This window comes from Novosphingobium aquimarinum (assembly GCF_009746585.1).
Lineage (GTDB): Bacteria > Pseudomonadota > Alphaproteobacteria > Sphingomonadales > Sphingomonadaceae > Novosphingobium > Novosphingobium aquimarinum.
The window spans coordinates 355,472-376,323 of the sequence record NZ_WRPO01000002.1 but is presented as its reverse complement, the minus strand read 5'-3'; the positions used below and the strand labels follow the sequence as shown (position 1 = coordinate 376,323).

Genomic DNA, 20,852 nt, shown 5'->3' with positions numbered 1-20,852 from the left:
TGTGTTATTTCTTTGCACCATTACAGAAGCGGCGAAGCCTAAAGTTGCGCTTTGCGAGGAGACACCGAAACTTTCATTTCACAAGCAGATGGCTCGCGCTCCGGTACTCGGAGGCATCGGCCGCGGTTCGATGCAGGCTACTTTGTATGGGTGGCCGTAACTTGGGTTAGGTTGAGCGCCGCAAGCTGCCTAATTCATCGGGCCGGTGAGCAGGATCGGATCGATCCGCGCATCGTTCCATTTCATCGACCAGTGCAAATGCGGGCCGGTGGCACGCCCGGTGCTGCCGATCTTGCCGATCACCTGCCCCTGGCGCACGCTCTCGCCCTCACGCACCAGGATTTGCGAGCAGTGCAGGAAGGCGCTGTTGAGGCCATGACCATGGTCGATCATCAATAGATTGCCTTCGAGCGAGAAGGGGCTCTGGGCGGCCAGAATGACCACGCCATCGGCCGGGGCGACGAACGGCGTGCCGCTGGTCCCGCTCGAGATGTCGAGCCCCGAGTGGTAGCTGCCGGGCTCGCCGCGATAGATCCGCTGCGAGCCGAACCGACCCGAGATCCGCCCCTTGACCGGCCAGATGAAGTCCTGACGCCAGCCATCGGCGCCCGTCCGCTTGGCGCGGGCCGCGACGATCTGGGCCAGTTCGGGCCGGCGGATGCGCATGAAGGCCTCGCTCGGGCCGTCCGTACGCCGAGCGATGTTGACGCGTTCGATCTGCCAGTCGCGCGGCGCGACCGCGAGCGCGCGCGTTACGGTGCGGCCGTCGGCAAGACGGGCGACGAGGCTTGCGGTGGGCCCGGCATCGCGATCGAACGCGGCGAAGAACACGCCGTTCGCGTCGAACGGAATTTCCGTGCCGTTGAACAGCAGCGTCCGGGTCCCGCCCGGCACAGTGCCCTTGATCCAGCCCCCTTGCTCGATTTCGCCGGCAAAGGCGAAGACGGCGGGGCGAACCGGTTCAGGCGGGGGCGCGGGGGCCGGTGTGGCGGGGCCAGGTCGCGGCGCGGCACTGGTGCGCGCGCGCTCGGGTGTCGAGGAACCGCCGGAGACGCAACTGGCGAGCAGTGCGGCGATTCCGCCTGCGCCCAGCAGCCCAGCTAGCAATCCACGGCGCATCAGGCCTGGCCGAGCAGGCGCCTGGTCGCGATTTCGGCCGATGCATAGGCTTCCTGCCGCTCGGCGCTCCAGTAGCGGAGCATTTCCAGCGGAATCTTCTCGCCCGTCACGGCGCATGCGACGTGATCGCCGGTCACGAGAACTCGAAAAGCGTTGGGGCCATAGCTGAGCTTTGCGGCCCGATCTGGGGAGGACATGAGCATGGCGCAGTCTTAGCAGAGGCCTCGATTCAAAACAAATCGCCCTGCCGCGGCACGCTGGGCTTCGAACGCGGCGGCCGAGCCGGCGAACCCGCGGGCGCGACCGCGATCGACCCGTCGCCGAACTCGATGGTCAGCGCCGCTTCCCCGGCGGCCTCGGCGCGCGTACGCACCAGGTTTCCGGTGCCCGAACTGCCCGACCGTATCAGCGCGAAGCCCCGCTCGAGCGGCAGCCGCGGGTCCAGTTGCGGCAGCACGCGTCCGATTGGCGCCAGCGACTGCCGTGCCGTCTGCATCCGCCGTTCGAGCAGGACCGGCCGCAACCCCGCGCGCTCGAGCCGTTCGCGGGCAAGATCGGTGCGATGGCGCAGGAGCGGCATCGAAAGCTTTGCTGTGGTCGCGGAAAGTCGCTCGCGCTGGACGGCAGCACGATCGCGCAATGCCCGACGCAGCCGTTCCGACGCATCGTCGAGCCGCTGCGCGGCGTGCTGCAGCAGCGTTTCGGCTTTGGGCAAACGCTGAGCCCGCGCTTCCAGGCGTTCGCGACCGAGGCTCACCGGTCGCAGCGCGCAGCGCCGTTTGCGCAACGCGAGTTCGTCGAGCTGGTCAAGCAGGTCGGCGAGAACCGGCACCGCGATCTCGGCGGCGGCGGTCGGCGTCGGAGCGCGGCGGTCGGCGGCGTGATCGGCAAGCGTCGTATCGGTCTCGTGACCGACGGCGGAGATGACGGGGATCGTGCTTTCGGCGATCGCGCGCACCACCGCTTCCTCGTTGAACGACCACAAGTCCTCGATCGAGCCGCCGCCGCGCGCGACAATCACCAGATCGGGTCGCGGCACCGGTCCGCCGGGAGCAATGCCCGAAAAGCCGCGCACGGCCTGGGCGACCTGCGCCGCAGCGCCCTCGCCCTGCACCAGCACCGGCCAGACGAGGACGTGGCTCGGGAAGCGGTCATCGAGGCGGTGAAGGATGTCGCGGATCACCGCCCCCGTCGGCGACGTCACGACGCCGATCACGCGCGGCAGATACGGCAATTCGCGCTTGCGCGTGGCATCGAACAGGCCTTCAGCGGCGAGACGCAGCCGCAGTTTCTCGAGCAGCGCGAGCAGCGCGCCCTCGCCTGCGATCTCCATCGCCTCGATCACGATCTGGTATTTCGAGCGCCCCGGATAGGTCGTCAGCTTGCCGCTGGCGACGACCTCGATCCCGTCCTCGGGCCGGAATGCAAGGCGTTGAGCGCCGCCGCGCCACATCACCCCGTCGATGACGGCCTTCTCGTCCTTGAGCGCGCAATAGAGGTGACCCGAAGCCGCGCGCTTCACTCCCGAAAGCTCGCCACGCAGGCGCACGAAGCCGAATCGATCCTCGACCGTGCGCTTCAACAGCGCGGATATTTCGCTGACGGAAAGCGGCGCGGCGTTGTCGCCGCCACGCGCCTTCGCTACGAGCCCTCCTGCGGGACCATCGGCAGCATCGTCGTCATCGAAAGGCAGGGAACCGGGCATGAATATCCTTCTGCTGGGATCGGGCGGGCGCGAACATGCGCTGGCATGGAAATTGGCGCAATCCCCGCGCTGCGAGACGCTCTGGGCTTCGCCGGGCAATCCCGGGATCGACAGTACGATCGTCGAAGTGAACGCGCGCAGCCCCGCTGGCGACGCGATTACATCGGACGGCTTATGCTTCAAGGCCGATTTGAGCGATCACCGCAGCGTCTTCGAATTCTGCGAGATGTACAAGATCGGGCTCGTCGTGATCGGCCCCGAGGCCCCGCTGGTCGACGGACTGGCCGACACGCTGCGCGATGCCGGGATCGCCGTGTTCGGCCCCGGAGCGGCGGCGGCGCGGCTCGAAGGGTCCAAGGGCTTCACCAAGGACTTGTGCGAGAAGGCCGGCATTCCCACCGCCGGCTACGAGCGCGTGCGCAGCGAAGCCGAAGGCCTGGCCGCCATTGCCCGCTTCGGCGCGCCCGTCGTCATCAAGGCGGATGGGCTTGCCGCCGGTAAGGGCGTCACCGTTGCCATGACCATGGCCGAAGCCGAAGCGGCCGTGCGCGACATTTTTGCCGGGCGTTTCGGCGAAGCGGGCGCCGAGGCGGTCATTGAGGAGTTTCTCGAAGGCGAAGAGGCCAGCTACTTCGCGCTGACCGACGGCAGCACCATCCTCGCCTTCGGGTCGGCGCAGGATCACAAGCGAGTCGGCGTCGGCGATACCGGCCCCAATACGGGCGGCATGGGCGCCTACAGTCCCGCGCCGGTGCTGACGCCCGAGCTCGAACGCCAAGCGATGACCTCGATTATCGCGCCCACCGTGAAAGCCATGGCCGATGCGGGATGCCCGTATTCGGGCGTGCTCTATGCCGGACTGATGCTGACGACCGAAGGGCCCAAGCTGATCGAATACAATTGCCGCTTCGGCGATCCGGAATGCCAGGTGCTGATGATGCGGCTCGAGGCGGACCTCGTGGACGTGCTCTCCGCCTGCGCCGAGAACCGCCTCGCCGCGATCGAGCCGCCGCGCTTCTCTCCGGACACGGCGCTGACCATCGTCATGGCGGCGCGCGGCTACCCCGGCACCCCGGAAAAAGGCGGCGCCATCCACGGCATCGCCGCCGCCGAGGCAAATGGAGCCAAGGTGTTCCACGCCGGCACCGCGCTCGTCGAGGGCCAGCTCGTGGCGAATGGGGGGCGAGTGCTCAATGTGACTGCGCGCGGCCAATCGGTCCGCGAAGCGCAGGCCGCCGCCTACGCGGCACTGGACAAGATCGATTTCGAAAGCGGCTTCTGCCGCCCCGACATCGGTTGGCGCGAAGTGGACCGCGAACTGGACCGGCAAAGCTGACACCCCTCAAGGCGTGACGGGCGGGTTCGCTTCCTTCAGAAGACGCACCGTCAGAGCGAGCCGGCTCGCATCGTCGCGCGCAATATGCAGGTTCGGCAGGCGGCGCTCCGCCTCCTTGAGCGCCGCGACCACTTGCTCGCGCGTCCAGCCCTGCTCGAGCATGTATTCGCCGAGATAATGCACCGGAAACGGCATAGGCTCGCCTGCCGCGTCGGCGAGGGTTTCGAGCCAGTAGGCATCAAGATCGGCATCGGCATAGACCGTGCGTCCGCCGGTCATCGCCTTCATTTCCTCAAGCACTTGCGCGGGGGGCAGCCCCTCGCGCTCGAGCATGTCGCGGCTGATGCCGTGCAGCGCTTCGGCCTCGTCGGACCAGGTCCAGAATTGCCATTTTTCCGATGGCTTGATGAGCCAGGTGCGGCTGCTGCCGTCGACGAGGGCCAGCGCGACCTCGATCGGATAGGAAAAGCCGTCCTCCGGCAGGCAGCTTGCCTCGAAATCGATCAGAGCGGGCCAGACCATCGCCACGCGGTGCGCCCCTTAGCCCACCTTCTCGGCGACGAAAGCCTTGAGGTTCGCCTCCGCACGCGCACCATAGTGCGAGATGATCTCGCTGGCGCAGATCGCGCCCAGCCGCAGGCACTGTTCCAACGATTGCCCACGTACGTGGCCGTACAGGAAGCCAGCCGCGAAGAGATCGCCCGCGCCAGTCGTGTCGACGACCTTCTCGATCGGCTCCGCCGGCACTTGCGCGCGCTCGCCATTCGACACGGCGACGGCACCCTTGTCGCTACGCGTGATCACGAGCACCGGCACGTCGTCCGCGATCGCGGCAATGCCATCGTCGAAATCGTCCTTGCCGGTGAGCGTGGCCAGTTCGTGCTCGTTGGCGAAGAGGATGTCGATCTGCCCCTTGGCGATCAGGTCGCGGAAATCGTCGCCATGGCGTTCGATGACGAAGGATTCCGAGGGCGTGAACGCGACCTTGCGGCCGGCGGCGCGGGCGATCTCGATCGCCTTGCGCATCGCGGCGCGCGGTTCCTCGGGATCCCAGAGGTAGCCTTCGAGATAAAGGACCGCGGCGTTGGCGATCTGCTCGTCGCTGACCGAGGCGGGCGGCAAATGCAGCGAAGCGCCCAGAAAGGTGTTCATCGTGCGCTGCCCATCGGGCGTCACGAAGATCAGGCAGCGCGCCGTCGGCGGATCGCCAGCACGCGCCGGGACGGTGAAGTCGATGCCGCCGGCGCGGATGTCATGCGCGAAGATCGCCCCCAGCTGATCGTCGGCGACTTGTCCGACAAAAGCGCACTTCACGCCCAGCGCGGCCAGACCCGCCAGCGTGTTGGCGGCGGACCCACCCGAAATCTCGAGCGCGCTGCCCATCGCGTCGTACAGTTCGACCGCACGATCGGTGTCGATCAGAGTCATGCCTCCCTTTGCGAGCCCGAGCCGTTCGATCGCTTCGTCTTCGCAGCGCGCGATCACGTCGATGATGGCGTTGCCGATGGCGAGGACGTCGTATTCGGGATCTGGCATTCGGGAGGGTCTCCGGATTATCTGAGCTGATGCTGCGCTGCCGCAGGTACAGTGCCGTCTGGCGCGGCGCAAGGCGGGCCGAGTTGACAGCACCTTCGCCCCGCGCGATGGCCCCGCCACATATGGCTTCGTTCCGCGCCCACCTCGTTCCCGCTCGCGCCGTTCTCGGCGTCACCGCGCTGGTCCCGCTGCTGGCCGCGTGCGTCGCGACGACCGCGCCGGGGCCATCGACGCCGGGTGGCAGCGTTCCGGTTCGTCAGCCGGTGCGACCGCCCGTGCAGCAGGCCCTGCGCGAACCGGTCTTCCGGATGGAACCCGGGCTCGAAGGCGTGGTCGGGGTCGACGCCGGCTCGCTGACGCGGCTGTTCGGTCCGCCGCGGCTCGACGTGATCGAAGGCGATGCCCGCAAGCTGCAGTTCACAGGCACGGCATGCCTGCTCGACGTCTATCTTTACCCCAGTTCCCGCTCGCGCGAGCCGCTGGCGACATATGTCGATGCACGCCGCGCTTCTGACGGACGCAATGTCGATAAAGCCGCCTGCGTCGCCGCGCTCAAGCAGCGATAAAAAGAGCGATTAGACGGTGAAGCTCTCGCCGCAGCCGCAGCTGCCGGTGGCGTTGGGATTCTCGAACACGAAGCCGGCGGTAAAGTCGTCCTCGCGCCAGTCCATCACGCTGCCCACGAGATAGAGCACGCTCGCGCCGTCGATGTAGAACACGCCGCCGGGGGTTTCGATCTTCTCGTCGAACGTGTCTTCCGCCTCGACGTAATCGACCGAGTAGGCGAGCCCCGAACATCCGCGGCGCGGGGTCGAAAGGCGCACGCCGATCGCGCCTTCGGGCGCCTGCGACATCAGCTTCGCGATCCGCGCTTCGGCGGATGGCGTCAGCGTTACGGCTGCGGGGCGGGTTCTGCTCTTGGTGTCGGTCATGTCAGTTTCTTTTCCCAGAATTGGGCCGTGCCGGCCTCGGGATCAAGGGCGTAGGCGGCGAAACCGCAGGCTTCGTAGAGCGCCTGAGCCGTGCGGTTGCCGGTCAGGACTTCGAGCGTGACCTTGCAGGCCCCGCGCTTGCGGGCTTCGGCATCGACCGCGGCCATGAGCCGCCGGCCGATCCCCTTGCCGCGATGTCCCGATAGAACCGCAAGGTCGTGAATGTTGACGAGCGGACGCGCGGCGAAAGTCGAAAACCCCGTGAAGCAATTGGCCAGGCCGACCGCGTCCTCGCCTTCGCGCGCGATCAGCGAGAATGCGCCGGGGACCGCGGCCAGCCGCTTCGGCAGGACATCACGTACCGGTTCGTCAAGCGGCGCGCCCGCACCCATCGGATCGCGCGAATAGGCATCGAGCAATGCAACCAGATCGGCGGCATCGCGCGCGTTGCCGTAGTCGGCGAGCGTAATCGTGAGGGTGGGCGCGGCGCTGGCCATCACAGCATGCCGAGCTCGAGCCGGGCCTCGTCGGTCATCTTGCCCATGTCCCACGGCGGATCCCAGACGAGATTGACTTCGCACTCGCGCACGCCGGGGACCGCGGCCACGCGCAGTTCCACTTCGCCGGGCATCGATTCGGCCACCGGGCAATGCGGCGTGGTGAGCGTCATCATCACCGTGACCGCGGCATCCTCGCCGACTTCCACGCCGTAGATCAGACCCAGGTCGTAGATGTTCACGGGAATTTCCGGATCGAAGATCTCCTTGAGCGCCGCGATCACGCCATCGTAGATCGCGCCGCCCGGTTCGCCGGGATCATCCGACGCGGGCTTTTCGGCAAGGAAGCCTTCGAGATAGTCGCGCTTGCGCCCGAGCTTTTCGCTCGCGCTTTCCTCGGGCAGCTCGGCATCGGAAACCCGCGCACGCGGCGGCTTTTCCGCCATCTGCTGCTGCTCCCAAGGTGAGGGCGCCGCAACCGTCTCGGGCTTGTCGGAGCGGTCCTGGTCGTTCATCCGAAAATCCTCCTGGTGCGATCGATCCCGGCAAGAAGAGCCGCGATATCGCTTTCGTCGTTGTAGAGGCCGAAGCTCGCCCGCGCCGTCGCCGGCACGCCGAGCGCGTCCATCAGGGGTTGCGCGCAATGATGTCCGGCGCGGATCGCCACGCCTTCCTCGTCGAGAATGGTGCCCACATCATGCGGGTGAATCCCGTCGAGCGCGAAGCTGACGATGCCCAGGCCGTCGGCGGGCCCGAACACAGTGACGTCGTTGCGCCGGCCCAGTTCCTCGCGCAGCTTGCCCGCAAGGTGACGCTCGTGCGCTTCGGCGGCGTCGAGGCCTATGGCTTCGATCCAGTCGATCGCGGCGGCCAGTCCGACCGCCTCGATGATCATCGGCGTCCCGGCTTCGAACCGCTGCGGCGGCGGGGCATAGGTGGTCTTTTCGAAAGTCACGCGGTCGATCATCGCGCCGCCGCCCTGCCACGGCGGCATCGCCTCGAACAGCTCGCGACGCGCCCACAGCGCGCCGACGCCGGTGGGGCCGTAGAGCTTGTGCGCGGAGAAGACATAGAAGTCGCAATCGAGCGCCGCCATGTCGAGCGCAAGCCGCGGCGCGGCCTGACAGCCATCGACCAGCAGCTTCGCGCCGACCGCATGGGCCAGCTTCGCCGCATGTTCCACGTGGAGCACTGAGCCCAGAACATTCGAAACATGTGCCAGAGCCACCAACTTATGCGCGGTCGTCAGCATACGCTCCGCCGCAGCAAGATCGATCTGTTGGTCCTCCGTTAGCGGACAGACGTCGATTTCGACGCCGGTCCGCTCGCGCAGCATTTGCCACGGCACGATGTTCGCATGGTGCTCGAGCGTCGAAAGCAGGATGCGATCGCCCGCCTTGAGGTTTTCGACGCCCCAGGTCTGGGCGACCAGATTGATCGCTTCGGTCGCGCCGCGCGTGAAGACGATCTCGTCCTCGCGCCCGCCAAGAAACTGCGCCACGCGGCGCCGCGCGGCTTCGTAAGACAGCGTCATGTCCGCGGAGCGCGCGTAGACGCCGCGATGCACGGTCGCGTAGTCATCGCCCATCGCCCGCACCGTCGCATCGATCACGGCCTGCGACTTTTGCGCCGTCGCGGCCGTATCGAGATAGTGCCAGGGCGAACCATCGGCACGCAGCATGCCGGGAAACTGCTCGCGCAGCCTGGGGCTCACCCCCGCAGCCAAGGAGAGGGCCTGATCAGACATGGGCGCGCAGCCTTGCGTGATCGTAGCTGGCCAGTGCCTGCGAGATCATCGTCTCCTGCTCGCGGGTGTCTTCGATGGACCCGAAGGCATCGGCGATGAACGCGCGGATGAGAAGTGCGCGCGCCTCTTCGGGCGGCACTCCGCGAGCGGCCATGTAGAACGCCGCAGCCTCATCGAGCGCGCCAATCGCCGCGCCATGCGCGCATTTGACGTCGTCGGCGAAGATCTCGAGTTCGGGCTTGGCATTGGCCGTCGCGCCATCGTTCAACAGGATCGCGCGGAAGTTCTGCGCGGCATCGGTCTGTTGCGCATCGCGGGCGACTTCGATGCGGCCAAGGAAATTGGCAACCGACCGATCGGCCGCGACCGCACGAACCACTTGCTTGGACATTGCCCCCGGCTCGGCATGGATGACGCGCGTCACGAACTCCCGCGTCGCCTCGCCAGTCCCGAGCACGACGCCGCCGAATTCGAAACTCGCGCCTTCGCCCAGCGTCACTTCGATCTCGCGCCGCGCATAGTCCCCGGCATCGAGCACGGCGAAATGCGCATAGCAGCCACCGGCGCCGACATCGATCCGCCAGCGTTCGATCCCGCCGGTCGTCGGTTCGCCCAGGTGGCGCAGCGTACCGCCCGGCTCGATCTTGAACGTGCGCCATTCATCGACAGCGCCGGGATCGGCCGCCGCGAGCGCGGCACTATCGGCGTAACGCCAGGCCTCGTCGCGCGTGGTGGGAATGGTGACCGTCTGGTTCATGCGGTCACCGCCTCGTAGCCTTCTTCCTCGAGCTGACGCGCTAGGTCCGGCCCGCCAGAGCGGACGATCCGCCCGCCGGCGAGCACATGAACGAAATCGGGCTGCACGACATCGAGGAGGCGCTGGTAATGCGTGATCAGCAGCACCGCCTTGTCAGGGCTGCGCATGATCGTGTTGATGCCCTCGCCGACCACGCGCAGCGCATCGATATCGAGCCCGGAATCGGTCTCGTCGAGAATTGCGAGGCGCGGATCGAGGATGCCCATCTGCACCATCTCGGCGCGCTTCTTCTCGCCGCCCGAGAAGCCGACGTTCACCGACCGCTTGAGCATGTCCATGTCCATTTTCAGCAGCGCGGCCTTTTCCTTCGCGAGCTTCAGGAATTCCCCGCCCGACAGCGGCTCCTCGCCGCGGCCCTTGCGCTGGGAGTTGGCGGCTTCGCGCAGGAACTGCACGAAGGACACGCCGGGGATCTCGACCGGATACTGGAAGCCGAGAAACAGCCCCGCCGCCGCGCGTTCATGCGGTTCAAGCTCGAGCAGGTCCTGCCCGAGGAACGTCGCCGAGCCTTGCGTCACCGCATATCCGGGGCGCCCGCCGAGCGTGTAGCCGAGCGTCGACTTGCCCGCACCGTTCGGCCCCATGATCGCATGCACTTCGCCCGCGTTGATGGTGAGCGAAAGGCCCTTGAGGATCGCGTTGTCGGCGACGGTGGCGTGAAGATTGTCGATCTGGAGCATGGTCATCCTTCAGTGCTCTCGAAACGGGGCGCGCTCGTGGCTCTGCCGCGGCGAGCGGCGCGCGGGTCGAAAGGCTGGTTGGTTTCTTCGCCGATGGCGGCGACGACATCGTCGAGGTCGCTCAGCACATGCGCTTCGTCGAAGCGCAGCACCCGGATTCCGACGTCGGTCAACTTGCGGTCCTGCAGCGCGGCGACTTCGGCGTTGATCCCTTCCGGGCTGATCTGGACGACGATCCAGCGCGCGGGGCAGGCGAAATCGGCGATGGCCGAGCCGACCACGGCATGCCGCGTGAACTTGACGCCGCCGACTTTCGAATCGGACAACCGCTCCCACAGCGCCTGATGCGCGTCGCTGGGATTGCGGCGCAAGTCGCGGGCGCGTTCCTTGAGCTTGTCCAGCCGCGCGCCGGTCAGCGCGAAACCTTCGCGCGCATCCGCCTTCGGCGCGGCGGCGCGGCTGACGCCCAGCGTTCTGCGTTCGCTCATCAGCCGACACTCCCCTCGAGCGAGATGCCGAGCAGCTTCTGTGCCTCGACCGCAAATTCCATCGGCAGCTGTTTCAGCACTTCCTTGGCGAAACCATTGACGATCAACGACACCGCCGCCTCGGTATCGAGCCCGCGCTGCTGCGCGTAATAGAGCTGATCGTCGCTGATCTTGCTGGTGGTCGCCTCGTGCTCGATCTGCGCGGTGGGGTTCTTCACTTCGATATAGGGCACCGTATGCGCGCCGCACTCGGAACCAAGCAGGAGCGAATCGCACTGCGTGAAATTGCGAACGCCCGAAGCAGACGCACCCACCCGCACAAGCCCGCGATACGTGTTGTTCGACTTGCCCGCACTGATGCCCTTCGAGATAATCGTCGAGCGGCTGCCTTTGCCGTTGTGGATCATCTTGGTGCCGGTATCGGCCTGCTGGTAATTGTTCGTCACCGCGACCGAGTAGAATTCGCCGACCGAGTTCTCGCCGTTGAGCACGCAGCTGGGATACTTCCAGGTGATCGCGCTGCCGGTTTCGACCTGGGTCCAACTGATCTTCGAGCGCGCGCCTTGGCACAACCCGCGCTTGGTCACGAAGTTGTAGATGCCGCCCTTGCCCTCTTCGTTGCCCGGGTACCAGTTCTGCACGGTCGAGTACTTGATCTCGGCATCTTCGAGCGCAACCAGCTCGACCACGGCGGCGTGGAGCTGGTTCTCGTCGCGCTGCGGGGCGGTGCAGCCTTCCAGATAGGACACGTAACTGCCCTTTTCGGCGATGATCAGCGTCCGCTCGAACTGGCCGGTGTTCTCGGCATTGATGCGGAAATAGGTCGACAATTCCATCGGGCAGCGCACGCCCTCGGGAATGTAAACGAAGGTACCGTCCGAAAAGACCGCGCAGTTGAGCGCGGCAAAGAAGTTGTCGTTCTGCGGCACGACCTTGCCCAGCCACTTCTTCACCAGCTCGGGATATTCGCGGATCGCCTCGCTGATCGAGCGGAAGATGACGCCGGCCTGCTCCAGCTCCTTGCGGAACGTGGTGGCGACCGAAACCGAATCGAACACCGCATCGACCGCGACCTTGCGGGCGCCTTCGACCCCGGCGAGCACCTTTTGCTCCTCGATCGGAATGCCGAGCTTTTCGTAGACGCGCAGGATCTCAGGATCGACCTCGTCGAGCGAGGCGATCGCTTCCTTCTTCTTGGGCGCAGCGTAATAATACGCCTCCTGATAATCGATCGGCGGCACGTTCAGCTTGGCCCAGTCGGGCATCGGCATCTCGAGCCAACGGCGATAGGCCTTCAGCCGCCAGTCGAGCATCCATTCCGGCTCGTTCTTCTTTGCCGAAATGAAGCGCACCGTCTCTTCGGACAGGCCCTTCGGTGCGAATTCCTGCTCGATCTCGGAAGACCAGCCATGTTCATAGTCGGCGGCGCGCGCGGCGGCCTCGTGCGCAGCGCGATCCTTCAACTGATCGTCGCGGACGGATGTGGTGTCTTCGGTCATCTTGGCTCCTCGACGAGGCTGGTGAGCGCCACTCCGGCCAGGGCACCGCGCATCGCGGCGTTCACCTGGGGCCAGTGCGGGCGCAGAGTGCAAGCCTCTTCAAGCGTGCAGTCATGGCGTCCTTCTTGAACGCAGGCGGTCAGGGCGATCGGTCCTTCGACCGCCTCGACGATGTCCGCCAGCGTCACGGCTGCGGCGGGGCGCGCCAGCTTGAGGCCACCCCCGGCCCCGCGCGTCGAGCGCAAGAGGCCCGCCGCGGTCAGTCGCGAAACCAGCTTCTGCACCGTCGGGACCGGCAGCCCGGTTTCTTCTGCGAGTTGCATCGCGGACACGCGGGCGCCGCCGCAGTGGCGCGCGGCGGCCGCCATTACGAGGACGGCGTAATCGGCCATGCTGGACAATCGCATCGGAGGTGCTTTTCCCGTCGCAGTTCAAATCAGATCAATTTGTTCCGATTTCACTTAGGGAGGCAGCTCGGGTGTTGCAAGGCGCGTTTCGGCGCTTTGCGGCACGGCGCGGCCCCCACGCGCACGTGTCCGTCTTGTCCTTGTGACAAGAAAAAAGGCGACCCCTCGCAAAGCGCGAAGAGCCGCCAGGTGTAAGAACTCGTGCGAAATCGCGACGAGCCCTTCGGGTCGCGAGCGGGGGGATATTGGTGAAACCCCAAAAAGAATTGTAAAAAAGCGACACCCGCGTCATTTCAAACTCGGTTTTGCAGGTAGTGGCGCAAGAACAGCGATGTGTCGGGCCCGTTGAGATCATCGAACGTTGCGCCTAGGACACAGTCCTAATGATTTATCGCCTGCTTCGATCGCCCCTTTTCAAACTCGACCCCGAACGGTCGCACGGCCTCGCGCTGGCGAGCCTCAAGATCATGCCGCGACGGCCGGCAAGGCCCGGGGGACCCTTGTCCAGCGTGGTTGCGGGAATCGCGTTTCCCAACCCGGTCGGAATGGCCGCGGGTTTCGACAAAGACGGCGAAGTCCCTGATTCGCTACTCGGATTGGGCTTCGGATTCGCCGAAGTGGGCTCGCTCACGCCGTTGCCCCAATCGGGCAATCCGCGTCCCCGCCTGTTCCGGCTGGTCGAGGACCGGGCGGTGATCAATCGCATGGGATTCAACAACGGTGGAGCCCAGGCCGCGATCCGGCGGCTGGCGGCGCGCCACCATCGACCAGGCATCGTCGGCATCAATATCGGCGCCAACAAGGACTCCGCGGATCGCATCGCCGACTATGCGACGATGACGCGCCTGATGGCTCCGTTTTCGAGCTATCTCGCGGTCAATATCAGCAGTCCCAACACGCCCGGCCTGCGCGCGCTGCAGGACGAAGGTGCCCTGACCGCGCTGCTCGATGCAGTGCTCGCGGCGCGCGGGCCGGACGGCCCCCCGATATTCCTCAAGGTCGCGCCCGATTTGGAGCCGGCGGATATCGACGCGATCACGCGAATCGCACTCGACAAGGCGCTTGGCGCGCTGATCGTTTCCAACACGACGATCTCGCGGCCTCCGCTGCGCTCGCGCCATGCCGGTGAGACGGGCGGACTTTCTGGCGCGCCGCTGCGCGCGCTGGCACACCAGCGGATCGTCGAATTTCGCCGCGCGACAGGCGGTGCCATCCCGCTGATCGGCGTTGGCGGCATCGCGACCGCCGAGGAGGCCTGGGCACGGATCCGGGCGGGCGCCAACCTCGTACAGCTCTACAGCGCGATGGTCTACGAAGGCCCCGGCATCGCCCGGCGCATCTGCAAGGGGCTGGAGGCGCTGATGCGGCGCGACGGGTTCGGTTCGATTGCAGAGGCGGTCGGAACCGCCTAGCCTCGCCAGCAATGCTGCGACGCTTTCTTCTGGCCCTGACGGGCCCCCTCGCCCTTTCCGCCTGCGCGACCGTTCCGACCGCCGAAAGCCCGCGGCCGGATGCCGCTGCCTCGGCGCCCGGCACGACACAAGGCATGGTCAGCGCTGCCGATCCGCGCGCCGCCGAGGCCGGCATCGCGATGCTGCGCAAGGGCGGAAGCGCCACCGACGCGGCGATCGCGACGATGCTGGTGCTCAACATCGTCGAACCGCAAAATTCCGGGATCGGGGGCGGCCTGTTCCTGGTCCGGCACGACAGCGAGAGTGGCGCGATCGCCACGCTCGATGCCCGCGAGGCGGCACCTGCCGCGGCCGGCCCCGACTGGTTCCTGGGGACCGACGGCAAGCCGCTCCCGGGTCGAGAGATCTATCAGGGCGGACGTGCGGCGGGTGTCCCCGGCGCGCTCGCGGCCATGGCCGAGGCCCACAAGCGCTGGGGCAAGCTGCCCTGGGCCGACCTGTTCCAGCCCGCGATCGCTCTGGCCCGCGACGGCTTCGTCGTCTCTGCCCGCATGCACAACGGCTTGCGCCTTTACGGCAAGCACGTCACCGGCTGGGCGCGCGAAACGTACTGGCCGGCCGGCGAACCGCTCGCCGAGGGCGCGACTCTGCGGCTGCCTCTGGTGGCGAACACGCTCGAACGGTTCGCGAAGGAAGGCCCGGCGCCACTCTACACCGGCGATCTCGCGCGCGAAGCCGTCGCGGCGCTCAACAGCGCCGAGACTCTGCCCTCCAAAATGACCGCGGAAGATTTCGCGGGCTACACGGTGATCGAGCGCGACCCGGTCTGCGGTACGTATCGCGTCTGGCGTATTTGCGGCATGGGGCCGCCGGCCTCAGGCGGGATCAGCGTGCTCGCGATCCTCAAGCAACTCGAACGCTTCGACATGGCGCGGCTTGGAAAGTCGTCTCCGGTCGCCTGGCACCTCATCGCCGAATCCGAGCGCCTCGCCTACGCCGATCGCAATGCCTACATCGCCGATCCCGGCTACGTCGCAGTGCCGGTCGCGGGCCTCACTTCGCCCCACTACCTTGCCGAGCGCTCGCAGCTCATCTCCGAATCGGCGAGCCTCCAGTCGATCGAGGCCGGCAGACCCGAGGGCGCGCCCGCAAAGGTCGCCTCGCGCGGATGGGCCGATCAGGGGACGAGCAGTCTCACCGCCGTCGATGCCGAAGGAAACATCCAGCAGCTCACCACGACGATCAACGGCTACTACGGCAACGGCATTCCCGTCGGCGGGATCATGCTCAACAACGAGCTGCCCGATTTCGACATCGTGCCGCAAAAGAACGGCATCCCTGCGGCGAATCGGGTCGAAGGCGGCAAGCGCCCGCGCAGCTCGCTTTCGCCGACGATCGTCTATGCGCCGGACGGTTCGCCCCGGATCGCGATCGGTGCGGCGGGCGGATCGACGATCATCGCGCAAGTCGCCAAGGCGCTGGTCGGCGTGCTCGACTGGAACCTGTCGGCACAAGATGCGATCGCGATGGGCCTGATCTACGCGCCGGGCACCAAGAAGGCGACGGTCGAGGAAGGCACCGAACTGGCCGCGATGGTCCCTGCCCTGCGCGCGCTGGGCGAAGAAGTCGAAGTCGGCCCGCTCGGACTCAAGGCGAACGCGATCGAATGGGTCGACGGCCGCCTCGTCGGCGCCGCCGATCCCCGCAGCGAAGGCGTGGCCATGGACATTGCCGGCACCATCACCCAGATCAAGCGACGCGAAAACGACTTGAACGGCGCGCACGATTAGGCAGTCACGGGCCCGGCGCCCGGCAACGACGTAATAAAGCCAAAACAAGGAGGGGTTTCATGGACATCGGCGATTTCAGCGCGAGCCCGAACCTCGTCGCTCTGTTTCTCCAGCGCGCGGCGGAGCGCGGGACCCGGCCCATGCTGCAGGCCAAACGCGACGGAGCATGGCAGGCGCTGAGCTGGCGCGATGCGGTACGGCAGGTGTCGCTGCTCGCCGAATCGCTGCGTGCGCTGGGGCTGGAGCCGGGCGATCGCGTCATGCTGGTTTCGGAAAACCGGCCCGAATGGTGCCTTTCGGACCTGGCGATCATGGCCGCAGGCTGCGTCACCGTGCCGACTTACACCACCAACACGACGCGCGATCACATCCATATCCTCGAGAATTCCGGCGCGCGCGCGGTGATCGTCTCGAGCGCCAAGCTCGCCAAGACGCTGTTGCCCGCCGTGTCGCAAACCGATCTGTGTCAGCACGTCATCTCGATGGAGCCGCTGCGCCGGTCGCAGGGCAGCGGCTTCGCGCTGCATGACTGGGCGGACTTGCTGAAGGGCGATGCGACCGCTGCCGAGTCTGCGGTCGCCGCGCGCGTCGCGACGATCGGCCGCGAAGACCTCGCCTGCCTGATCTACACCAGCGGCACCGGCGGCGCGCCGCGCGGCGTGCGCCAGCACCACGGCATGATCCTGCTCAACGTCGAGGGCTGCGCGCGCATCATCGACGAGGATTTCACCTGGAAGGACGAAGTCTTCCTCTCCTTCCTGCCGCTCAGCCATGCCTACGAGCATACCGGCGGCCAGTACCTGCCGATCGGCCTCGGCGGGGAGATCTATTATGCCGAAGGGCTCGATAAGCTCGCGGCCAACATCGAGGAAGTGCGCCCCACGATCATGGTGGTCGTCCCGCGGCTTTTCGAAGTGCTGCGCACACGGATCACCAAGCAAGTCGCCAAGCAGGGCAAAGTGCCGAATCTGTTGATGGAGTGCGCGATCGGCATCGGCTCGCGCAGAGCCAAGAACAAGTGGCGGCCCGGCGATTCGGTGCTTTCGGCCCTGCTGGAGCGGACCCTGCGCCCGAAGATCCGCGCGAAGTTCGGTGGGCGGCTGAAGGCGATGGTCTCGGGCGGAGCGCCGCTCAATCCGGGCCTCGGCGGCTTTTTCCAGTCGATGGGGCTGACGTTGCTGCAAGGCTACGGGCAGACCGAGGCAGGCCCTGTCATCAGCTGCAACCGCCCCGGCGCGGGGATCAAGATGGACACCGTCGGCCCGCCGCTCGACGGCGTCGAAGTGAAGATCGCGGACGATGGCGAGATCCTGGTGCGCGGCGAACTGGTCATGCACGGGTACTGGGCGAACGAGGCCGCCTCGCGCGCGGTGCTGATCGATGGCTGGCTTCACACCGGCGACATCGGCCATTTCGATGCGCAAGGCCGGATCATGATCACCGACCGCAAGAAAGACATGATCGTCAACGACAAGGGCGACAACGTCTCGCCCCAAAAGGTCGAATCGATGCTGACGCTCCAGCCCGAGATTTCGCAGGCGATGGTGAGCGGCGATCGACGGCCTTATCTCGTCGGTTTGATCGTGCCCGACAGCGAATGGATGGATGTCTGGGCCCGCACCAACGGCCAGCCCCAGGATCTCGCGACGCTCGAGGGCGTTCCCGAGTTTCGCGCCGCACTGCGCGCCGCGATCGACCGCGTGAACCTCGATCTTTCGGTGGTCGAGAAAGTGCGCCAGTTCGTCCTCGCCGATGAGGCCTTCAGCATCGAGAACGAGGAAATGACGCCAAGCCTCAAGATCCGCCGACACAAGCTCAAAGCGCGCTACGGCGCCCGGCTCGACGCGCTTTACAAGAGCTGATGCGCGCGGTTCGCGGCAACGTGCCGTGCGGTTTTTGGCGTTTGCGGAGCCGATTCGGCGCCCTTAGCCTTTCACCGGTGATCCGTTTTCGAACTCTTGGCATTCTCGGCCGCCGTGCGACCGCGCTGGCCGCTGCTCTGCTCCCCCTGCCCGCGCTGGCGACAGACGCCGAGACGGAGAAGGCCTTCATCATGGGCCTGCCCAAGGCGGAATTGCATGTGCATCTCGAAGGCACGATGGAGCCTGAACTCTATCTGGCAATCGCCCAGCGCAACGGCATCTTCACGCCTTATGCCACCGGCGAGGATGTGCGTGACCGGCTTCGCGCCGCGCACGATCTGCCCAGCTTCATCGTGATCTACGAGGAACTGATCGGCGCCGCGCAGACCGCACAGGACTTTCACGACATCGCGCTGGCCTATTTCCGCAAGGCCCACTCGCAAGGCGTGGTCTACGCCGAAGTTTACTTCGACCCGCAACTTCACCTCGAGCGCGGCGTGCCGCTGGAAACGCTCTATGCCGGGCTCGCCGCGGCGCAAAGGGATGCGCGCGAAGAACTGGGGCTCGAAGCGCACTACATTCTCAGCTTCCTGCGTGATCGCAGCGCGGCGGACGCGGCGCACGTGCTCGAGGCGAGCCGGCCCTGGATCGGTGATCTCGTGATTGGCGTCGGCCTCGACAATCCAGAAGTGAAGGACTTTCCCGCCAAGTTCGAGGAAGTGTTCGAACGTGCCGGCGCGCTGGGCCTGCACCGCACCTCGCACTGCGATGTCGATCAGGCCGACACCATCGCCAACCATTGGGGCGTGATCGAGAAACTCAAGGTCGAGCGGATCGATCATGGTCTGAACGTGCCGGACGACCCGGCGCTGGTCGCGGCAGTCCGCGCACGCGGGATCGGCCTCACCGGCGCGCCGACCCTGTTCTACACCGAGATTCCGGGGCGAATGGCGTATCGCGCCGGGCGCATACGCCAGCTCCTCGATCTCGGCTTGCTGGTCTCGGTCAACTCCGACGATCCCGGAATGAAGCGCAGCCTGTATGTCGGCGATCTCATGGAACGCGTGCAGGAGGAGACCGGAATGAGTCGTGACGACATCGTCCGGTTGGCGCGCAACAGCTTCGCGATCGCCTGGATCGATGAGGCTGAGCGTGCCGCCTATCTCGGCCGCATCGATCGCTATTTGGCGGACCGGGAGCCGACCTAGGCGCTAGAGCAGGGGCCTCGACGGGAAACGGAACGCGGCGCCATGCGTTAGCCCGCGCAAGCCTCCGTCATTTCAGGGCCCCCGTCATTTCAGGGCCCCCTCATATCAGGATCGCCTCGTCATGCGTGCCTACGCCTGCCCCAACTGCTCCCGCCTCAATCATTTCGAGGTTCGCGTCTGCCCCGGTTGCAACGCGACCGTCGGATACGATCCGGTTCTCGACGGCTTCCGCTTCCTCGCCGACAAGGCCACGGTCTGGCGCGACGGCGCGGGCGAAACGGCCGACGTCGTCGTGTGCGCCAACAACAACGACTACGGCATCTGCAACTGGCTGGTCGAAACGGCAGATTCGACGCCGATGTGCCGGGCCTGCCGCCACAATCGCACGATCCCCGATATCACCCAGCCATCTGTGCCGCCGCGCTGGGCCAAAATCGAAGAGGCCAAACGCCGGCTGTTCCACACCTTGCTGCAGCTCGGCCTGCCGCTCGAGACCAAGGCGGAAGAGCAGCCGGGCCGCCAGGGCCTCGCCTTCGACTTTCTCTACGACCCGGCGGCCGAAGAAGCCGGAAAGCCGCAGATTTCCACCGGGCACGAGAGCGGACTGGTGACGCTCAATCTGATCGAGGCCGACGATGCCGAGCGGGAGCGGATTCGGCACAAGATGGGCGAGCCCTACCGGACTCTGCTCGGCCATTTCCGGCACGAGGTCGGGCACCATTTCTGGTCGCGGCTCGTCGAGACCGACGAGCAGGACTTGGCCGCGTTTCGCGAATTGTTCGGCGACGAACGCGTCGACTACCAGCAAAGCATGAACGCGCATTACGGCGATGGCGGCGGCAAGGTTTGGACCGACGACTACGTCAGCCAGTATGCGACCATGCATCCGTGGGAAGATTTCGCCGAGACCTTCGCGCACTATCTGCACATGGTCGACGTACTGGAAACGGCGCGCGCGTTCGATCTGACGCCCTCGTCTCCTTACGGTCGGCGGCAGGAGTTCAACGTCTCGCTGGATTTCGATCCTTATGCGGCCGATGCCAAAACTCTGGCGGAAACGATGGGACCGATGTCGTTCACGCTCAACGCGATGAACCGCAGCATGGGCCTGCCCGATCTCTACCCGTTCCACCTTTCCGACGCGATCGTGGCGAAGCTCGATTTCGTGCAGCGGGTCCTCGCCAAGGCCCGGCAGGGCGCGCCTCGTCCCGAACGGACGACTCAGCCCGCCCAGTAAGCGCGGTTCAGGCGGCTTCCTGGGCGATCCACTCGGGATAGAAACTGGGCTCGCGCTCGGACCAGCCCGGAGCGGTGGCCGCGGCCTCGCTGATCGAGTGGAGCAGCATCTTGCGACGATCCGGCCGGATCAGCGGCAGCGCGGCGGCGCCACAAAAAGCCCCCGGCAGCCACTGACGCGCACTGGCGCCCAGCAACCGTTCGTAGAGGAAGCGGTAGGCGGAAAAGCTTTCGAGCCGATTCTGCGACAAGTCGAACGCGGTCATCCGCACCAGCTTGCCCATGAACGGTTCGACGCCGTCGAAACCGTCGCCGTCCGGAATCGAGCACCGCAGCGCCTTGAGCTCCTGGTAAGCGACATATTGCGAGCGGATCGCGGCAACTTCGTCGGCATCGCGCGCCCAGAGCTTGAAGGCATCCTGCCGGCCCAGGCCGATATCGAGGCTGCGGCGAATATAGCGCTGTTCGGCGGGCGTGAAGCCGGCGAATTCGCGCAGCTCGCTGATCGTCAGGCTAGCGGTACCGATATATCCCATGGCATTGCCTTTCTGAGAAGCAGGGACCTGCCCGTCCCTGCAACA

22 protein-coding genes are annotated in these 20,852 nt (G+C 66.1%); 7 read left to right on the top strand and 15 right to left on the bottom strand.

Annotation, left to right across the window (positions count from 1 at the left end; translation table 11 throughout):
- Positions 1-189 precede the first annotated feature (189 nt).
- From GQO94_RS03815 to xseA, 3 genes are read right to left on the bottom strand one after another with little or no spacing between them, the layout of a single operon-like run.
- Entirely contained in the window at positions 190-1,119 is a 930-nt protein-coding gene (locus GQO94_RS03815) for a M23 family metallopeptidase (RefSeq protein WP_156839808.1), read from the bottom strand.
- Complete coding sequence (locus GQO94_RS03810; protein WP_156839807.1) at positions 1,119-1,322, bottom strand: DUF2093 domain-containing protein; 204 nt, start codon at positions 1,320-1,322, stop codon at positions 1,119-1,121. Before GQO94_RS03810 ends, GQO94_RS03815 begins: the two co-directional genes overlap by 1 nt.
- A 26-nt stretch (positions 1,323-1,348) precedes the next feature.
- Positions 1,349-2,824, bottom strand: a complete 1,476-nt coding sequence (gene xseA, locus GQO94_RS03805; protein ID WP_156839806.1) for an exodeoxyribonuclease VII large subunit — start codon at positions 2,822-2,824, stop codon at positions 1,349-1,351.
- Here xseA and purD point away from each other — a divergent pair.
- Entirely contained in the window at positions 2,823-4,160 is a 1,338-nt protein-coding gene (gene purD, locus GQO94_RS03800) for a phosphoribosylamine--glycine ligase (protein ID WP_156839805.1), read from the top strand. The two genes, xseA and purD, sit on opposite strands and share 2 nt — an antisense overlap.
- 6 nt (positions 4,161-4,166) lie before the next feature.
- Here the strand turns inward: purD and GQO94_RS03795 are convergent, their stop codons facing one another.
- On the bottom strand, positions 4,167-4,682 hold the full coding sequence (locus tag GQO94_RS03795; RefSeq protein ID WP_156839878.1) for a 3'-5' exonuclease: 516 nt from the start codon (positions 4,680-4,682) through the stop codon (positions 4,167-4,169).
- Between the two features lie 18 nt (positions 4,683-4,700).
- Positions 4,701-5,696, bottom strand: coding sequence for an adenosine kinase (locus GQO94_RS03790; protein WP_156839804.1), 996 nt, complete (start codon positions 5,694-5,696; stop codon positions 4,701-4,703).
- 122 nt (positions 5,697-5,818) lie between these two features.
- Here GQO94_RS03790 and GQO94_RS03785 point away from each other — a divergent pair, with 122 nt between their 5' ends.
- On the top strand, positions 5,819-6,262 hold the full coding sequence (locus tag GQO94_RS03785; protein ID WP_156839877.1) for a hypothetical protein: 444 nt from the start codon (positions 5,819-5,821) through the stop codon (positions 6,260-6,262).
- 9 nt (positions 6,263-6,271) lie between these two features.
- Here GQO94_RS03785 and GQO94_RS03780 read toward each other — a convergent pair whose 3' ends face one another.
- The 9 genes from GQO94_RS03780 to GQO94_RS03740 are packed head-to-tail and all read right to left on the bottom strand — an operon-like array spanning position 6,272 to position 12,763.
- Positions 6,272-6,628, bottom strand: a complete 357-nt coding sequence (locus tag GQO94_RS03780) for a HesB/IscA family protein (protein ID WP_156839803.1) — start codon at positions 6,626-6,628, stop codon at positions 6,272-6,274.
- Positions 6,625-7,125, bottom strand: coding sequence for a GNAT family N-acetyltransferase (locus GQO94_RS03775; RefSeq protein ID WP_156839802.1), 501 nt, complete (start codon positions 7,123-7,125; stop codon positions 6,625-6,627). The genes GQO94_RS03780 and GQO94_RS03775 overlap by 4 nt, the downstream gene beginning before the upstream one ends.
- On the bottom strand, positions 7,125-7,640 hold the full coding sequence (locus GQO94_RS03770; RefSeq protein WP_156839801.1) for an SUF system Fe-S cluster assembly protein: 516 nt from the start codon (positions 7,638-7,640) through the stop codon (positions 7,125-7,127). Before GQO94_RS03770 ends, GQO94_RS03775 begins: the two co-directional genes overlap by 1 nt.
- Complete coding sequence (locus GQO94_RS03765; protein WP_156839800.1) at positions 7,637-8,872, bottom strand: aminotransferase class V-fold PLP-dependent enzyme; 1,236 nt, start codon at positions 8,870-8,872, stop codon at positions 7,637-7,639. The genes GQO94_RS03770 and GQO94_RS03765 overlap by 4 nt, the downstream gene beginning before the upstream one ends.
- Positions 8,865-9,629, bottom strand: a complete 765-nt coding sequence (locus tag GQO94_RS03760; protein WP_156839799.1) for a SufD family Fe-S cluster assembly protein — start codon at positions 9,627-9,629, stop codon at positions 8,865-8,867. Before GQO94_RS03760 ends, GQO94_RS03765 begins: the two co-directional genes overlap by 8 nt.
- Positions 9,626-10,369, bottom strand: coding sequence for a Fe-S cluster assembly ATPase SufC (gene sufC, locus GQO94_RS03755; RefSeq protein WP_156839876.1), 744 nt, complete (start codon positions 10,367-10,369; stop codon positions 9,626-9,628). The genes GQO94_RS03760 and sufC overlap by 4 nt, the downstream gene beginning before the upstream one ends.
- Positions 10,370-10,371: 2 nt before the next feature.
- Positions 10,372-10,857 (bottom strand): endonuclease domain-containing protein, encoded by a 486-nt coding sequence (locus GQO94_RS03750; protein WP_156839798.1) that lies wholly within the window; start codon positions 10,855-10,857, stop codon positions 10,372-10,374.
- Positions 10,857-12,356: a Fe-S cluster assembly protein SufB gene (gene sufB / locus GQO94_RS03745; RefSeq protein ID WP_156839797.1), complete on the bottom strand. Its 1,500-nt coding sequence runs from the start codon at positions 12,354-12,356 to the stop codon at positions 10,857-10,859. Before sufB ends, GQO94_RS03750 begins: the two co-directional genes overlap by 1 nt.
- Positions 12,353-12,763 carry an SUF system Fe-S cluster assembly regulator gene (locus tag GQO94_RS03740; protein ID WP_156839796.1) on the bottom strand — a complete coding sequence of 137 codons (411 nt, stop codon included), beginning with the start codon at positions 12,761-12,763 and terminating at the stop codon, positions 12,353-12,355. Before GQO94_RS03740 ends, sufB begins: the two co-directional genes overlap by 4 nt.
- A 383-nt stretch (positions 12,764-13,146) precedes the next feature.
- On the opposite strand from GQO94_RS03740, the gene GQO94_RS03735 reads away from it, so the two are divergent.
- The 5 genes from GQO94_RS03735 (at position 13,147) to GQO94_RS03715 (ending at position 20,272) form a co-directional block, all read left to right on the top strand.
- Entirely contained in the window at positions 13,147-14,175 is a 1,029-nt protein-coding gene (locus tag GQO94_RS03735; protein ID WP_156839795.1) for a quinone-dependent dihydroorotate dehydrogenase, read from the top strand.
- Positions 14,176-14,186: 11 nt separating this feature from the next.
- Positions 14,187-15,965: a gamma-glutamyltransferase gene (ggt, locus tag GQO94_RS03730; protein WP_408636580.1), complete on the top strand. Its 1,779-nt coding sequence runs from the start codon at positions 14,187-14,189 to the stop codon at positions 15,963-15,965.
- Between the two features lie 59 nt (positions 15,966-16,024).
- A complete protein-coding gene (locus GQO94_RS03725) occupies positions 16,025-17,827 on the top strand; it encodes an AMP-dependent synthetase/ligase (RefSeq protein ID WP_156839794.1) in 1,803 nt (600 codons plus the stop codon).
- A gap of 77 nt (positions 17,828-17,904) precedes the next feature.
- Positions 17,905-19,035: an adenosine deaminase gene (gene add / locus GQO94_RS03720; protein WP_198045782.1), complete on the top strand. Its 1,131-nt coding sequence runs from the start codon at positions 17,905-17,907 to the stop codon at positions 19,033-19,035.
- A gap of 121 nt (positions 19,036-19,156) precedes the next feature.
- Entirely contained in the window at positions 19,157-20,272 is a 1,116-nt protein-coding gene (locus GQO94_RS03715) for a zinc-binding metallopeptidase family protein (protein ID WP_156839792.1), read from the top strand.
- Positions 20,273-20,279: 7 nt separating this feature from the next.
- Here the strand turns inward: GQO94_RS03715 and GQO94_RS03710 are convergent, their stop codons facing one another.
- Entirely contained in the window at positions 20,280-20,807 is a 528-nt protein-coding gene (locus GQO94_RS03710; protein ID WP_156839791.1) for a hypothetical protein, read from the bottom strand.
- Positions 20,808-20,852 lie beyond the last annotated feature (45 nt).

Bases quoted from the DNA above. Each gene is read 5' to 3' on its own strand.
- GQO94_RS03815 (WP_156839808.1), bottom strand. From the start codon at position 1,119: ATGCGCCGTGGATTGCTAGCTGGGCTGCTGGGCGCAGGCGGAATCGCC.
- GQO94_RS03810 (WP_156839807.1), bottom strand. From the start codon at position 1,322: ATGCTCATGTCCTCCCCAGATCGGGCCGCAAAGCTCAGCTATGGCCCC.
- purD (WP_156839805.1), top strand. From the start codon at position 2,823: ATGAATATCCTTCTGCTGGGATCGGGCGGGCGCGAACATGCGCTGGCA.
- xseA (WP_156839806.1), bottom strand. From the start codon at position 2,824: ATGCCCGGTTCCCTGCCTTTCGATGACGACGATGCTGCCGATGGTCCC.
- GQO94_RS03795 (WP_156839878.1), bottom strand. From the start codon at position 4,682: ATGGTCTGGCCCGCTCTGATCGATTTCGAGGCAAGCTGCCTGCCGGAG.
- GQO94_RS03790 (WP_156839804.1), bottom strand. From the start codon at position 5,696: ATGCCAGATCCCGAATACGACGTCCTCGCCATCGGCAACGCCATCATC.
- GQO94_RS03785 (WP_156839877.1), top strand. From the start codon at position 5,819: ATGGCTTCGTTCCGCGCCCACCTCGTTCCCGCTCGCGCCGTTCTCGGC.
- GQO94_RS03780 (WP_156839803.1), bottom strand. From the start codon at position 6,628: ATGACCGACACCAAGAGCAGAACCCGCCCCGCAGCCGTAACGCTGACG.
- GQO94_RS03775 (WP_156839802.1), bottom strand. From the start codon at position 7,125: ATGGCCAGCGCCGCGCCCACCCTCACGATTACGCTCGCCGACTACGGC.
- GQO94_RS03770 (WP_156839801.1), bottom strand. From the start codon at position 7,640: ATGAACGACCAGGACCGCTCCGACAAGCCCGAGACGGTTGCGGCGCCC.
- GQO94_RS03765 (WP_156839800.1), bottom strand. From the start codon at position 8,872: ATGTCTGATCAGGCCCTCTCCTTGGCTGCGGGGGTGAGCCCCAGGCTG.
- GQO94_RS03760 (WP_156839799.1), bottom strand. From the start codon at position 9,629: ATGAACCAGACGGTCACCATTCCCACCACGCGCGACGAGGCCTGGCGT.
- sufC (WP_156839876.1), bottom strand. From the start codon at position 10,369: ATGCTCCAGATCGACAATCTTCACGCCACCGTCGCCGACAACGCGATC.
- GQO94_RS03750 (WP_156839798.1), bottom strand. From the start codon at position 10,857: ATGAGCGAACGCAGAACGCTGGGCGTCAGCCGCGCCGCCGCGCCGAAG.
- sufB (WP_156839797.1), bottom strand. From the start codon at position 12,356: ATGACCGAAGACACCACATCCGTCCGCGACGATCAGTTGAAGGATCGC.
- GQO94_RS03740 (WP_156839796.1), bottom strand. From the start codon at position 12,763: ATGCGATTGTCCAGCATGGCCGATTACGCCGTCCTCGTAATGGCGGCC.
- GQO94_RS03735 (WP_156839795.1), top strand. From the start codon at position 13,147: ATGATTTATCGCCTGCTTCGATCGCCCCTTTTCAAACTCGACCCCGAA.
- ggt (WP_408636580.1), top strand. From the start codon at position 14,187: ATGCTGCGACGCTTTCTTCTGGCCCTGACGGGCCCCCTCGCCCTTTCC.
- GQO94_RS03725 (WP_156839794.1), top strand. From the start codon at position 16,025: ATGGACATCGGCGATTTCAGCGCGAGCCCGAACCTCGTCGCTCTGTTT.
- GQO94_RS03715 (WP_156839792.1), top strand. From the start codon at position 19,157: ATGCGTGCCTACGCCTGCCCCAACTGCTCCCGCCTCAATCATTTCGAG.
- GQO94_RS03710 (WP_156839791.1), bottom strand. From the start codon at position 20,807: ATGGGATATATCGGTACCGCTAGCCTGACGATCAGCGAGCTGCGCGAA.